The sequence below is a fragment of the Paraburkholderia sp. Cy-641 genome, from assembly GCF_011752945.1.
Classification (GTDB): Bacteria; Pseudomonadota; Gammaproteobacteria; order Burkholderiales; family Burkholderiaceae; genus Paraburkholderia.
The window spans coordinates 15,090-28,466 of record NZ_VWWM01000015.1 but is presented as its reverse complement, the minus strand read 5'-3'; the positions used below and the strand labels follow the sequence as shown (position 1 = coordinate 28,466).

13 protein-coding genes are annotated in these 13,377 nt (G+C 63.3%); 2 read left to right on the top strand and 11 right to left on the bottom strand.

The annotated features are described in order from the left end of the window. Nucleotides 1-45: 45 nt before the first annotated feature. The 11 genes from F3J20_RS09875 to F3J20_RS09825 all read right to left on the bottom strand — a co-directional run bounded on the left by F3J20_RS09875 (nt 46) and on the right by F3J20_RS09825 (nt 11,013). Complete coding sequence (locus F3J20_RS09875; RefSeq protein WP_167044395.1) at nt 46-879, bottom strand: glucose 1-dehydrogenase; 834 nt, start codon at nt 877-879, stop codon at nt 46-48. Between the two features lie 69 nt (nt 880-948). Continuing rightward, a complete protein-coding gene (locus F3J20_RS09870) occupies nt 949-2,169 on the bottom strand; it encodes a porin (protein ID WP_167283293.1) in 1,221 nt (406 codons plus the stop codon). A 234-nt stretch (nt 2,170-2,403) separates the two neighbouring features. After that, nucleotides 2,404-2,715: a non-heme iron oxygenase ferredoxin subunit gene (locus F3J20_RS09865; RefSeq protein ID WP_167044399.1), complete on the bottom strand. Its 312-nt coding sequence runs from the start codon at nt 2,713-2,715 to the stop codon at nt 2,404-2,406. Nucleotides 2,716-2,740: 25 nt separating this feature from the next. After that, nucleotides 2,741-3,991 carry an SRPBCC family protein gene (locus F3J20_RS09860; protein WP_167044402.1) on the bottom strand — a complete coding sequence of 417 codons (1,251 nt, stop codon included), beginning with the start codon at nt 3,989-3,991 and terminating at the stop codon, nt 2,741-2,743. A 13-nt stretch (nt 3,992-4,004) separates the two neighbouring features. Next, nucleotides 4,005-4,517, bottom strand: a complete 513-nt coding sequence (locus tag F3J20_RS09855; RefSeq protein ID WP_240159076.1) for an aromatic-ring-hydroxylating dioxygenase subunit beta — start codon at nt 4,515-4,517, stop codon at nt 4,005-4,007. 55 nt (nt 4,518-4,572) lie between these two features. Next, complete coding sequence (locus F3J20_RS09850) at nt 4,573-6,183, bottom strand: thiamine pyrophosphate-binding protein (RefSeq protein WP_167283292.1); 1,611 nt, start codon at nt 6,181-6,183, stop codon at nt 4,573-4,575. Between the two features lie 200 nt (nt 6,184-6,383). Further along, on the bottom strand, nt 6,384-7,094 hold the full coding sequence (locus tag F3J20_RS09845) for an ABC transporter ATP-binding protein (protein WP_167283291.1): 711 nt from the start codon (nt 7,092-7,094) through the stop codon (nt 6,384-6,386). Beyond that, complete coding sequence (locus F3J20_RS09840) at nt 7,091-7,864, bottom strand: ABC transporter ATP-binding protein (protein ID WP_167044409.1); 774 nt, start codon at nt 7,862-7,864, stop codon at nt 7,091-7,093. The genes F3J20_RS09845 and F3J20_RS09840 overlap by 4 nt, the downstream gene beginning before the upstream one ends. Further along, nucleotides 7,857-8,843, bottom strand: a complete 987-nt coding sequence (locus F3J20_RS09835) for a branched-chain amino acid ABC transporter permease (protein ID WP_345889859.1) — start codon at nt 8,841-8,843, stop codon at nt 7,857-7,859. The genes F3J20_RS09840 and F3J20_RS09835 overlap by 8 nt, the downstream gene beginning before the upstream one ends. Nucleotides 8,844-8,892: 49 nt before the next feature. Further along, nucleotides 8,893-9,777: a branched-chain amino acid ABC transporter permease gene (locus F3J20_RS09830; protein WP_167044414.1), complete on the bottom strand. Its 885-nt coding sequence runs from the start codon at nt 9,775-9,777 to the stop codon at nt 8,893-8,895. Between the two features lie 24 nt (nt 9,778-9,801). Next, nucleotides 9,802-11,013, bottom strand: coding sequence for an ABC transporter substrate-binding protein (locus F3J20_RS09825; RefSeq protein WP_167044417.1), 1,212 nt, complete (start codon nt 11,011-11,013; stop codon nt 9,802-9,804). Nucleotides 11,014-11,184: 171 nt separating this feature from the next. On the opposite strand from F3J20_RS09825, the gene F3J20_RS09820 reads away from it, so the two are divergent. Next, a complete protein-coding gene (locus F3J20_RS09820; RefSeq protein ID WP_167044419.1) occupies nt 11,185-12,414 on the top strand; it encodes an FAD-dependent oxidoreductase in 1,230 nt (409 codons plus the stop codon). Between the two features lie 300 nt (nt 12,415-12,714). Then, nucleotides 12,715-13,347, top strand: a complete 633-nt coding sequence (locus F3J20_RS09815; protein WP_167283290.1) for a DUF4286 family protein — start codon at nt 12,715-12,717, stop codon at nt 13,345-13,347. Nucleotides 13,348-13,377 lie beyond the last annotated feature (30 nt).

Sequence of the window (13,377 nt, the reverse complement as noted above, 5' to 3'; positions counted from 1 at the left end):
CGCATACCGGTACAGTACGGCGTGCGTGGCGCCCGCCAGCCGGTATCAGACGCGGCCGTCCACCCCCGCCGTATTCCACTGTCCCGCGCCACCGCTTGGCCTCACGGTGCTCACGATCGCCGAGCCGCCGTCCACCGACAGCACGTCGCCGTTGATATAACTGGACTCGTCGCTGAGCAGGAATGCGACCGCATTGGCGACTTCGTCCGGCGTGCCGACTCGCCGCATCGGCACAGTCGTGCCGCGCTGCACCACATCGCCGCCGGCGCCGGAGCCAGCGGCATTGGCAGCGAACAGCGCGGTCGGCACCAGTCCCGGCGCAACCGCGTTGACGCGAATACCACGCGGCCCCCCGTACATCGCCCCTCCATGCACGATCCCGAGCACACCGTGCTTCGAGGTCTGGTACGGCAACAGGTCGTCACTGCCGAGCAGCGCGCCGATCGATGCGGTAATCACGATCGAGCCCGTACCCTGCTGCACCGCGTATTGACGAAAGGCCGCGCGCGCACCGAGAAACGGGCCGCGCAGATTCACGCGCATGACCGCATCGAATTCGTCGACGCCGATGTCCGGAAAGAGCGCCAGCGTTCCGACGATGCCCGCGTTCAGGTGATGCAGATCGACGCGTCCGAATCTATCGAGCGTCTCGCGCATATAGCGCTCGACATCTTCTTCGCGTGACACGTCTGCCTGAACAGCCAGTGCGTTGCCGGGTTCCGGCAATGAAGCCGCGACCTCCTGCGCCAGTGCGCGCTCGACATCGACCACGACGACGCGCGCGCCGTCCTCGGCGAGCCGCCGTGCGGTTGCCGCGCCGATGCCGCTGCCGGCCCCCGTTACGATGACAACTTTTCCTTGAAGCGATGCAAAGCTCACGCTGTTATTCCTCCATGCAAAAGAAGCGTCCGGCGCAACCGACGCGCCGGGCGCAGAACCTGGCGCCCGTCAGAAGTGATGCCGGATGCCGGCACGCACGACCACCTGTGAATTCGACGCCGATGAGCCGCCGCCATTCGACGCATCGCCCACAGAAGCGGTTGCGTCGACCACGTTGCCGAACGCGTCGAGCGTGCGGCCCGACGCATGCTGATAGCCGCCGACGAGGAACAGGATGGTCCGTTTCGACAGATTCTTGAACGCAGCGACGCTGATCTGGTTGTACTGCGGAGGCGATGACGAACCGTCCACCGAACTGCCGCGCGAATACGCGTACGCCGTGGCAAGCGCGAGCGTCGAGGTGACTTGCCACGACGCAACGGCGCCGCCCGTGTTGAATTTCTGATTGCGATGGAACAGCGAGAACGGCCCCGGCCTGTACTGCACGTTGCTGTAGTTCAAGCCGAGCGTGACCGGGCCGATCACGTAATTCCACGCGGTGCCGATGATCTGCAAGGTTTCCGCCGACGCGAAACCCGCGTTGATCGACGAATTGAAAATGCTGTCCGACGAGCCGACCCACGTGCCGTTCGTCACGTCGTCGGGACCCGTCTTGCTATTGTCCGCACGGTAGTACGCGACGCTGCCCGCGAGCGGACCGCGAGCATAAACCGCCCCGATACCGTAGGTGCTTTTGTCGTGCATCGATCCCGGCTGTCCGCCGAAACCGTACAACGCCTCGATGGTAAAGCCGCCCATCACGGGGCTCGTGTATTTGACCGAGTTGCTGATGCGCAGGCTATTGTCGAAATCGTCGAGGTCGCCCGGATGCGCTGCAATACCGTTCAGAAAGCGCGTCGGCCCGAGCGGCTCGACGAGGTCGACCAGCGGATCGTACTGACGCCCAAAGGTCAACGTGCCATAGCGCGTATTGCCCAGACCGACGAACGCCTGACGATTGAACATCGTACCGGCCGACGCGAACGCGCCGGTGCCGATATTGAAACCGTTCTCCAACGTAAATACCGCACGATAGCCGCCGCCCAGATCCTCGACGCCCTTCAGACCCCAGCGATCCGCAAAGGTCGAACCGCTGACGAAGCCGAGCTTCGAATGGTTCACCAGCATCGCGGGCCGACCCGCCGCGCCCGGTGTCACGGTAACCGCCTGGTTGTTCGAATACCCGATGCCGGCATCGAGAATACCGTACAGCGTCACGCTGCTTTGCGCGCAGGCCGCGCCGGCGCCCGTGCCGAGCACGAGCGAAGCCAGAATCAGTTTCTTCTTCATCGTTGTTCTCCTGACCGGGAGGTGCAAGTCCACCCCGGTGTCTCCATTGAATGTGATTTTGAGATTTTTATATGTGATCCTAAACACTTAACTGGCGATGCAACCTAATGCCACCCGGCATCGCGCGCATCGCAAGCCGATGTGTTTGCGGGCGGACCGTGGCCTGCCTCTTACCGCTGCTACCTGCCCTTTTCCGAACCGCGATCGCATGAACCGCGGCGCGATAACCGCCTGCTACAACTCGACGTAGACGGTGCCGTCTTCGATCCTGATCGGATACGCGCGCACGTCTTCACGCGCGGGAGGACCGATCACCTTGCCGGTGCGGATCGAGAAGCACGACTGGTGCATCGGGCATTCGATCACGTCGCCGTCGATAAAACCATCCGACAGCCGCACCTCGGGCTCGTGCGTGCAGCGGTCGCTGATCGCATAGACTTCGCGGCCCAGCCGGTACAGCGCGATTGGCGTATCGCCGATCAGCAGCGGGCACGGCGTGCCCTCCGCCACGGCGTCGGCCTGGATTGCGGGGTGCCATTCGCTCATCGTGTCTGTCTCCCAGTCGGGCAGCTCAGAGGCCCATTTTTTCGCGGTAGTAGTGATAGAAGCTGCGGATCAGCGTCTCCGTCAGCATGGTTTCCTGCGGCGCGTAATCGCGCCCGCCCATCTCGACGGCCTGCACCGAATCCGGCGCGCTTTGCGCAACTGGCTGCATCAGCGCGAGCACTTCGCTGTCGTCGACCGCGACATAGCCGGCCGGCCCCATCAGATTCGCCTGCTTGATGCGGCGGTTCTGCATCGTCTCGTCGTCGTCCTCGAAGCCGTAGTGCGTCCACGACAGCTCCGTCTGCGATTCCGACTTCGGAATCACATGGCGGATCGCCAGCGAATTTCCATGCTGCTGAAAGAACACCGACGGCAATACCGAGAAATTGATCATCGAACTGTCGCCGAATTCGTCAACGGGCCGCACCATGTCCATGTCCTGCAGCGAGAAATCGCTTTTCAGCGACGCAAGCTGCTGCGTGACTTCGTTCTTCTCGCTCGCGGTAGCGGCCGAATAGGTCGACGCCATGATCGCGTGGCGGCCGCCGAGCGTCGGCACCGCCTTGAACGCGGTATCCGCACGCAGCAGGCCGAAGGTCAGGAAAAAGCTGTGCAGCAGCGTCGCGTGATACGGATCGCGACTGTTCTCGACATACAGTTTCCAGTTGCATGGCAATAGCTGGCGGTTGTAGCCGAGCAGTTTGAGACGGCCGTTGCCGGTTGCGCGATCGATCAGCGCGGCGATTTCGTCACCCAGATAGGCCTCGAGATCCGGTGCCGATTCGTCGAAGGTCGCCCACACGAGACCTTTGCGTTCCTCTACGCGCAGCTTGCGCAGGCCGTGCTCGCCCTTGGCGAAATCCCGCGGCATGCCGCCCTTGCCCATTGCGCCGCGTAAAAACGGCAGGCCGAGCAGGTTGCCCTTCAGATCGTAGCTCCAGTGGTGATAGGGACAAGTGAAGTCCTTCACGACACCATTGTTTTTCCAGCACAGCATCGATCCGCGATGCGCGCAGCGGTTCTCGACCACATTGATGGTGCCGTCTTCATCGCGCACCATCAGTACCGGGCGCGTGCCGATCCAACTGCGTTTGAACGCGCCCGGCTCGGCGATTTCACAGGCGAGACCAACGAAATTCCAGGTGGAGCCTTCGTAGAAGACTTCCATTTCGCGCTTGAACAGATCCGGATCGGAATAGATCCAGGCAGGAATGCGCGCGTCGCGCTGTTCTGGCCAGCGGCGCAACTGCGCGGTGGAAACCGTGCTCGTATTCATTCGGCGTGCCTCGTTAGACGGGATAAATCAACGACGTGCGGATGCGGTAATTGTCGAACACGCAGATCCGCTGACGGAATTTCAGCGCGCCGCCCTCGCGCACGACGCGGTCGATATAGCGGCCAACCAGCAGCAGATGCGCTTCGCGGTCCGACATGCTTTCGAAAATCGCGAAGTTCGCCTGCGACGACCAGCCCTGCGCGTCGATCGCGTTGACCTGCACGCCGTTCACCATATGGCGCAGCACGCGAGGCTCGAACACGGCCGTCTCGCGGATGCCGGCAATGCGGTCGCGGATCATGCCGATGCCCTCGCACTGCATCGTCGACAGCGGCAGTTGCGCGGTATGGTTCTCGAGCGACACCACCCGATACAGGCAATCGTCGGTGAAAAATGTCGACCAGCGATCGAGGTCGAATTCGTCGAGCGCGAATGCATAGTCGTCGTAGAAATCGCGCAGTTCGGCGCGTATCTGCGCACGGCCGGCAGCGTCGAGGTCCTGCATGCTCCCAGGTTGCTGAGTCATCGTTGCGGCTCTCCTTCAGTGGTCCTGATATCTACTGCGTCGCGCCACGCGGCGTTCAGCCGCGCAGCGAGCGGATCTGCGCGTGATACGGCTCCGGATCGATCACGACGTCGACCACGCTCGGACCGTCGGCCGCGAGCGCCGCACTCAGCGCATCGGCCAGTTGCGCCGGATCCTCGACGCGCCAGCCCCTGGCGCCGAAACCACGCGCGACCTGCGCGAAGTCGGTGTGCGAATAATCGACCCCGGCATGCGGCAGATCGCGGCGACGCTGCTTGACGCCGATCAGCGTCATGCTCGAGTCGTTGAAAACCACTACCGTCAGCTTGCAGCCTGCCTGCACGGCGGTGGCGAATTCGGCCGCGCACATCATCAGCCCGCCGTCGCCGGTGAAGGCGACCACTGGCCGGTTCGGCTCGGCGAGCGCCGCGCCGATCGCGGCCGGCAACGCGAAGGCCATTGTCGCGAGACCGCGCGAGATCAGCACGTCGCGCGGCGCGTTCGCCTGGAAGTGCGCCATCACGGGCAGCATGTGCGCGCCTGCATCGACAGTGATACGTGCGTTCGCCGGCAGCGCCGCGCAGGCGGCCTCGGTTAGCGACTGCGGCGTAATCGGGCCGCCGCCGTGCGTCAGCGCGCGCGCACGCATGCCTTCCTTCAGCGTGCCGAGCTGCGTGCTGTGCCAGTCGCTGCGTGCAAGACCGACCTCAAGTTGCGCGGCGGCAACGGCCAGATCGCCGATCACGGATGCGACCGGGTTAAAGTAGTGACGCGGGAATGAATGCAGCGCGATATCGAGCACCGGTGTCGTATAGCGCCACGGCTGCGGCGCGAATTCGACCGGGTCCGCGCCGAACAGCACGAACAGATCCGCACTGCGCAGCGTCTCGTCTTCCGCGGCACCACCGATGTACGAGCCGAGCATGAGCGGATCGGCGTCGTGCAATACGCCCTTCGCCTTGTACGTCGCCAACACCGGGCATTGCAGCTTTGCGGCGAGCCGGCGCAAGGCTTCGCTGGCACGCGCCTCGGCCGCCTGCAAACCAGCGATGATCACAGGCCGCCTCGCCGCTGCCAGCACCTTGCGCGCATGCTCGAAGACGGCGGGCCCGGGAGCGGCGGGCACTGGCCTCGCGACCTGCACGGGCACCGCATCGGCCGGCACCGTACCGCGCATGCCCGCGCCGGTGACTTCCAGATAGACCGGTCCGTACGGTGCGCTCAACGCGGTGTCGAGCAACGCGCCGACGGCCGGCAGCGCAACCGGCGTGTCGAGCCGCGCGGCGCCCTTGATCAGCGGCTCCAGCACGCGCGTCTGATCGAAACGCTGATGGCTGATAAAAGCCTGCTCGTGCTCGTAACCGTCGCCTATCAGCACGATCGGCGCGCGGTCCAGCGCTGCATACGCGACACCGTTCACGCCGTTCGCGAGACCGGGGCCGCGCGTCGTCAGCACGACGCCGAGACTGCCGGTCAGTTCGGCCGTGACTGCCGCCATCATCGCAGCCGAGTTTTCCGTGCGCGTCACGACGAATTCGATCCCTGCCTCGTTTGCCGCCTCGATCACATCGAGACTGCAATCGCCGCCCGGCACGCCGAAAATCCGCGTCACGCCGCGAGCCGCCAGTTGTTCGATCAATACCTGCGCACCGGTCCGACTAGACATTCACGTTCTCCCAAATGGAGCGTTGCCGCTCTCGTTGTCGTCCTTCACTCACCGCGCCCGGGCCGCGAGCGTCTGAGTCCGGGCGATCCGCCTGAATACGGAAAAAACTTCGTGTTAGCGCCATCCATCCAAACCCAACCCAGCGCGTAACATTTCACGATCAAACCGGCGACTGCGCGCCGTGCCCGTGCGCCCATGCGCTAGACGCCGAGCAACGCGCCAAGGCGCGCCATCTTCGACGGCAGCTCGGGCGCCGCGAAATATTCGGCGACCTCGCCGTGCTCCATCACATAGAAACGGTCCGCGAGCGGCGCGGCGAAGCGGAAATTCTGCTCGACCATCAGGATCGTGTAGCCGCGCTCCTTGAGCATGCGGATCATCCGGCCGAGCGCCTGCACGATCACCGGCGCGAGCCCCTCCGAAATCTCGTCGAGCAACAGAATCCGCGCACCGGCTCTCAGGATGCGCGCGAGCGCGAGCATTTGCTGCTCACCGCCCGACAGCCACGTACCCTGGCTCGTGCGGCGCTCGTGCAGATTCGGAAACACCTCGTAGATCTCCTGCATCGACATCCCTTCGCCATGCTTCGACAACGCGGGCGGCAACAGCAGGTTTTCCTCAACGTTCAGCGACGCGAAAATGCCACGCTCTTCCGGGCAATACCCGACGCCCATATGCGCGATACGATGCGTGGGCCGGCCGATCGCCTCGACCCCGCCGATCCGGATCGACCCCTTACGGGCACCTGTCAGGCCGAACACCGCGCGCAGCAGCGTCGTACGGCCGGAACCATTGCGACCGAGCAAGCTGACCACTTCGCCGTGTCCGACCGTCAGGTCGACGCCATGCAGCACGTGCGACTCCCCATACCAGGCATGCAGGTTGCTGACTTGCAATGCGGCCTCGCTCATGCAACCTCCCTGCGCTGCGGTTCCTGCGGCGCGCCGATATACGCTTCGACAACCAGTGGATCGGTCGACACGGTCTGGTAATCGCCCTCGGCGAGAATCGCGCCGCGCTGCAGCACCGTAATGCGGTCGCTGATACCCGCGACCATTGCCATGTTGTGTTCGACCATCAACACCGTGCGTCCCGCCGACACTTTCCTGATCAGTTCGGTCACGCGTTCGACGTCTTCGTGTCCCATGCCGGAGGTCGGCTCGTCGAGCAGCATCAGTTCCGGGTCCATCGCAAGCGTGGTCGCGATTTCGAGTGCGCGTTTGCGGCCGTACGGCAGATCCGTGACGACGCGATCCGCGAAGCTGCTGAGATCGACTTCCTCCAGCAACTGCATGGCGCGCTCATTAAGCACGTTCAGCGCCCGTTCGCTACGCCAGAACTGGTACGACGTGCCCGTCGCGCGCTGCAAGCCGACACGCACGTTCTGCAACACCGTCATATGCGGAAACACCGCCGAAATCTGGAACGAACGCACAATGCCGCGTCGCGCGACCTGCGACGGCCGTTGCGAGGTAATGTCGATTCCGTTGAACAAGATGCGGCCGGAAGTGGGCGCCAGCGTCTTCGTCAGCAGGTTGAAGCAGGTCGTCTTGCCCGCGCCGTTCGGCCCGAGCAGCGCATGGATATGCCCGCGCCGCACTTTCAGGTTCACGCGATTGACCGCGGTGAAGCCCTTGAAGTCCTTGCTCAGATCGCGCGTTTCGAGAATCAGGTCATCCATGTTGACGCGCTCCCTGCCCACCCGCCTTGCGCGACAACGCCAGCATCGAACCGACGATGCCACGCCTGAACGTCAGCACGCACACCACGAAGATCAGCCCCGTCACCATCGTCACCGAGACGCCGATCTGCCTGAACCAGTCGACATGCGTGGTCTCCGCGAGCAGATTGCCGAAGTCGCCGAGCTTGCTCTCGAGTGCGACGATGACCAACGCGCCGATCACCGGACCGAAATAGGTGCCCATACCGCCGATCAGCACCATCAGGATGACGAGGCCGGACATCGCCCAGTGCGCATCGGTGAGCGTCTGCGTGCCGACCGAGACTGCCTTCGTCGCTCCCGCGAGCCCGGCGAGCGAGGTCGACAGCACGAACGCAAGCAGCTTGTGACGCGTAACGTCATACCCGAGCGACACGGCCCTCGCTTCGTTTTCGCGGATCGCGAGCAGTACCTGGCCGAACGGTGAATGCACGACCCGCAGCATGAGCACGTAGCCGAGGGAGGTGATTGCAAGCACGACGTAATAGAACGTCATATCGTCGGTCAGATCGAGACCCGCGAGCGTGCCGCGCGGAATCCCCTGCAAGCCGTCCTCGCCGCCGGTAAACGGTGCCTGCAGGAATACGAAGTAAATCATCTGCGCGAGCGCGAGAGTAATCATCGAGAAATAGATACCGTTGCGACGTGCGGCCAGCAGGCCGAAGCCCAGCCCCATCAATGCGCCCGTCACGATGCCGGCGACGATGCCGAGCGCAAACGGCCAGTGCAGCGTCGCGAGCACATAGCCGGCGATATAACCCGCGCCACCGAAGAACGCGGCATGCCCGAACGACACCAGCCCGGCGAAGCCGATCAGAAGATTGAACGAACACGCGAACAGTGCGAAGCACAGCACGTTCATCAGAAACAGCGGATAAACGAAATGCGGAGCCAGCAGGAATACGACGACTGCGAAGCCATAAGCGACTTTTCTGTCGATCATCGCGCGAATCTCCCGTGAAGCACATAACGGTCGGATGCATGCATGTTCAACGCTCCTTGCCGAACAGGCCCGCTGGGCGCAGCACCAGTACGATCGCCATAATGACGAATACGACCGTAGCCGACGCCTGCGGATAGAACAGGCTGACCAGCGCTTCCGCCACCCCGAGCACGAGCCCCGTGACGATCGCGCCGACGATCGAACTCAACCCGCCGATCACCACCACCGCGAACACCACGACGATCAGGTTCGAACCCATCTGTGGCGACACCTGCACCGTGGGTGCGGCCAGCACGCCGGCCAGTCCGGCGAGGCCCACGCCGAAAGCGTAGGTCAGCGTGATCAGGCGCGGCACGTTGATGCCGAAAGCCTCGACGAGGCGCGGGTTCTCGGTGCCCGCCCGTAGATACGAGCCCAGACGTGTGCGCTCGATCGCATACCAGGTCGCGAAACATACGACGAGGCTTACCGCGACGACCCACGCCTGATACACCGGCAGCACCATGAAGCCGAGATCGGCGGCACCGTTCAGCGCGTCGGGCGCCGAATACGACACGCCCGAGGCGCCATAGAACGACTGCAGCAGGCCTTCGAGAAAGCTCGCGAGGCCGATCATCAGCAGCAGCCCGTACAGGTGATCCAGCTTGTAGAGCCAGCGCAGCATCGTCTTCTCGATCACGACGCCGATCAACCCGACGATCAGCGGTGCAAGAATCAGCATTGCCCAGTAGCTGAGGCCGAGATAGTCGAGCCCCATCCACGTCGCGAACGCGCCGAGCATGTACAGCGCGCCGTGCGACAGGTTGATTACATTGAGCAAACCGAAAATGATCGCGAGACCGAGCGACAACATCGCGTAAAACGAGCCGTTGACGAGACCGATCACCAGTTGGGACAGGACAGCCTGTACCGGATAGCCGAAAATTTCCATATCTGATTCCGCAAGCCCGCCGCGTCACTTCCACAACTTGCATTGCGATTCGGCTTTCGTGTTGAATGCCTGATCGCCTGGAATCGTGCGAATCGTCTTGTAGTAATCCCACGGATATTTCGACTCGGCCGGCGTCTTCACCTGGCGTAGATACATGTCGTGCACCATGCGTCCGTCGGGACGGATCGTGCCATGCTTCGTGAACAGGTCGTCGATCGGATGCGTCTTCATGTAGGCCATCACCTTGTCGCCGTCATCGCTATTGAGCGCCTTGACCGCTTTCAGATAAGTGAGTGTGGCCGAGTAGTCGGCCGCCTGCATCGCGGTCGGCATGCGATGCACGATCGCGAAGAAGCGTTTGGACCACGCACGCGATTCGTCATCCTGATCCCAGTACCAGCTGTCCGTGAGATACATGCCCTGGGTCAGATTGAGGCCGAGAGAATTTATCTCGGTGATGTGCGTAAGAATCGCGGCGAGGTGCATCGTCTTGTTGACGCCGAACTGGTTCGCCGTTTTCACCGCATTGATCAGATCGCCGCCGCTGGTGGCCAAGCCGAGAATCTGCGCTTTCGACGCCTGTGCCTGCAACACCAGCGAGGAGAAGTTAGGCGACGCACCCACCGGGTGCCTGACCGAACCCAATACCTTGCCGCCCTTCGCCTGCACGACCTTCGCCGTTTCGTCCTGCAGCGATGTACCGAACGCGTAGTCCGCGGTGATGAAGAACCAGGTCTTGCCGCCCTGATCGACGATCGCGCCCCCCGTGCCGCGCGACACCGAGATCGTGTCGTATGCGTAGGCAACCGTGTACGGCGTGCAGTCTTCGTTGGTGAGCCGCGCGGTTGCCGCGGTGACCGCCATGAACGGCTTTTTCTTCTCGGCCGACAGTTTCGCCAGCGCGAGGCCGACACTCGAGTTAGCGCCGCCGATCATCATGTCGAGGCCGTCCTGATCGAACCACTCGTGCGCCTTGTTGTTCGCGACGTCCACCTTGTTCAGATGATCCGCATACAGCAGCTCGATCTTCTTGCCGTTGACCGTGCCGCCGAAATCGGCGACTGCCATCCTGATCGCCTCCACGCCGCCCTGCCCGTCGTTGTCGGCGTAGGTTCCCGAAATATCGGTGAGAAAGCCTATTTTCACGGCGTCGCCTGAAATCTGCGCCGATGCCTGGATTGACCAGCCGGCGGAAAGTACCGTGATGGCCGCACAGCAGAATGCCCCGAATCTCATGCGTCGTGTCTCCCTGGTATTGGACCCTTTCGACTTCACCGTATCGATTTCGCGTGGCGCTATGATAGCGCTAACCTAAATGCATGGAATGAGTAGATACCCGACATTCGCGAAAACGGATTGCATGCAATCCTTGCGCTCCTGTCCCGTCCTTTTCATTTGCGTGAATCCATGAACCAACAGTTCGACATTCTGATAATCGGTGGCGGTCAGGCAGGACGATGCGCCGCGCAAGCCGCACGCGCGGTACGGCCGGACGCGCGCATCGCGATTCTCGGCGATGAGATGCATTTGCCCTACGATCGCCCGCCGCTCTCGAAAGACGTCTTGCATGATCTGGCCAATAGCGCCGCGTGCGAAAAGCTCAGCGCCGCACAGTTCGCCGACGAACGTATCGAGGTGCGACCAGGCGAGCGCGCGACAGCGGTCGACAAAACGGCCCGCGTGGTCGATACCGCCGCGGGTCATCGCTATCGCTACGGGCAACTGATTCTCGCCACCGGCTCGCGCGTGCGACGTCTGCCGCTGCCGCGCGAACTGGACGACGATGTTTTCTATCTGCGCACGCGCGACGACGCGCATCGTTTGCAGCCGCGCCTGCGGGCCGGCGCGAATGTGGCCGTGATCGGCGGCGGCTTCATCGGCCTCGAGGTGGCCGCGGCAGCGCGGCACCACGGCTGCACCGTCACCGTGATCGATCTGGCTGACCGGCTACTCGCACGTGTGTTTCCCGACGCCGCGAGCCGTCGCGTACTGGCCATGCATCGAGCGGCGGGCGTCGATGTGCGGCTCGGTGCACGGATCGCACGTATCGAACAGGGACCGCAAGGCGGCGTGCGCATCGCGCTGCAAGACGCCGCGCATCCGGTTCATGCGGACCTGATCGTGATCGGCATCGGCGTCATACCGAACACCGAGCTGGCGCAGCAGGCGGGCCTCGCTGTCGACGACGGCATTCTCGTCGACGCATACGGACGTACCGACGACCCGTACATCTTCGCGGCGGGAGAGGTAACGCGCCATCCGGTCGAGGGCCGCAGCGGCCTGCACCGCATCGAGTCGTGGCAAGTCGCCGAACTGCAGGCGCGGGCGGCCGGCGCAACGGCGGCGGGTGAGCCGCGACGCTACGACGACGTACCGTGGTTCTGGTCCGATCAACTGGGCGTGAACATCCAGATGCTCGGCCACATTCCGGATGCGCCGGTGTGGGTCATGCGCGGTACGGCGGACGGTGCGCACAGCCTGTTCGCCTTCGATGCGGACGGCCGCGTAACGGGCGCCATCGCCTTCGATGCCGGCCGCGATATTTCCGCATTGCGCCGCGTGCTGGCGAAAAACGGACGACTCGACCCGATAGCGCTCGCCGACCCCAAAGTTAGCTGGCGCGAACTGATGGGCTGAAGCCGGCTTTCCGGGCAGGAGACGGACCCGGCATTCGCCGCGGAATGTCTGCCGCCATGACTTCGGTGCCACGTCGTACGAAACGCGAAACCACTTCGCGGCTCAATGCCGTGCCGCTGCCCGTCACGACCTCGCGCGGGCCGATAAAGTCAGGATAGTTCATATCATCCGAGGTTATCGGTCATACCGCCTCACTGCTTGCCGCCTCGAATGGATAGCGCTACCATCGTAAGTCCTGGCAGCGCGGCCGGCCGTGCAATCGGTGTGCCGCGATCCCTTCAACCACGAGGAGACGTCACGATGGCCGTTGCCGGCAAGGCAGTGCTCGCGATCTGGAATACGATCGCGCCCGAACTTCACGAAAGTGAATACGACGCGTGGATCACGCGCGAACACTTGCGCGAGCGAGTCGATATTCCCGGCTTCGTGCGGGCACGGCGCTATACGTCGTTAGATACCGGGCACCCGGCCTATTTCGCCTGCTATGAGCTGGCCAATGACCAGGTGCTGACCGAAGCCCCCTATCAGGCGCGCGTCGCGTCACCAACGCCATGGACGCAGCAAATGAAGCCGCATCTGCGCACCTCGGCGCGCGGCACTTTCGGCGTGCTGGCTACGACGGGAGACGGCATCGGCGGCGCACTGGCAACACTGCGTCTGCGCATACCGAGGGAAATTGATGCGCGACAGGGCGTGTCGCTATGCGACACAATCATGCGCGAACCGCGCATGATGGGTGTGCATTGCGCGGTCGAACGTCATGCGGAGCCGGATCACGACGATACCGTCGGACATCTGCTGATGCTCGAAAGCGCGCGAGCAACCGCACTCGAAGCTTGTGTGGCGGCTGCGTGCCGCGCAATTGAAAGCGTGGCGAGCCGCGTGCGCGAACCACAGGTGGATCTGTTCGCGCTGAGTTGCGTGATCGGGTAGCGAAGCACGGCAAGCGCAGCATGCCCGAGC

What these genes read in the sequence shown, in the direction of transcription:
- F3J20_RS09845 (WP_167283291.1), bottom strand. Translation starts at nt 7,094, where the DNA reads ATGAGCGAGGCCGCATTGCAAGTCAGCAACCTGCATGCCTGGTATGGG.
- F3J20_RS09830 (WP_167044414.1), bottom strand. Translation starts at nt 9,777, where the DNA reads ATGGAAATTTTCGGCTATCCGGTACAGGCTGTCCTGTCCCAACTGGTG.
- F3J20_RS09855 (WP_240159076.1), bottom strand. Translation starts at nt 4,517, where the DNA reads ATGACTCAGCAACCTGGGAGCATGCAGGACCTCGACGCTGCCGGCCGT.
- F3J20_RS09815 (WP_167283290.1), top strand. Translation starts at nt 12,715, where the DNA reads ATGGCCGTTGCCGGCAAGGCAGTGCTCGCGATCTGGAATACGATCGCG.
- F3J20_RS09820 (WP_167044419.1), top strand. Translation starts at nt 11,185, where the DNA reads ATGAACCAACAGTTCGACATTCTGATAATCGGTGGCGGTCAGGCAGGA.
- F3J20_RS09870 (WP_167283293.1), bottom strand. Translation starts at nt 2,169, where the DNA reads ATGAAGAAGAAACTGATTCTGGCTTCGCTCGTGCTCGGCACGGGCGCC.
- F3J20_RS09825 (WP_167044417.1), bottom strand. Translation starts at nt 11,013, where the DNA reads ATGAGATTCGGGGCATTCTGCTGTGCGGCCATCACGGTACTTTCCGCC.
- F3J20_RS09860 (WP_167044402.1), bottom strand. Translation starts at nt 3,991, where the DNA reads ATGAATACGAGCACGGTTTCCACCGCGCAGTTGCGCCGCTGGCCAGAA.
- F3J20_RS09850 (WP_167283292.1), bottom strand. Translation starts at nt 6,183, where the DNA reads ATGTCTAGTCGGACCGGTGCGCAGGTATTGATCGAACAACTGGCGGCT.
- F3J20_RS09840 (WP_167044409.1), bottom strand. Translation starts at nt 7,864, where the DNA reads ATGGATGACCTGATTCTCGAAACGCGCGATCTGAGCAAGGACTTCAAG.
- F3J20_RS09865 (WP_167044399.1), bottom strand. Translation starts at nt 2,715, where the DNA reads ATGAGCGAATGGCACCCCGCAATCCAGGCCGACGCCGTGGCGGAGGGC.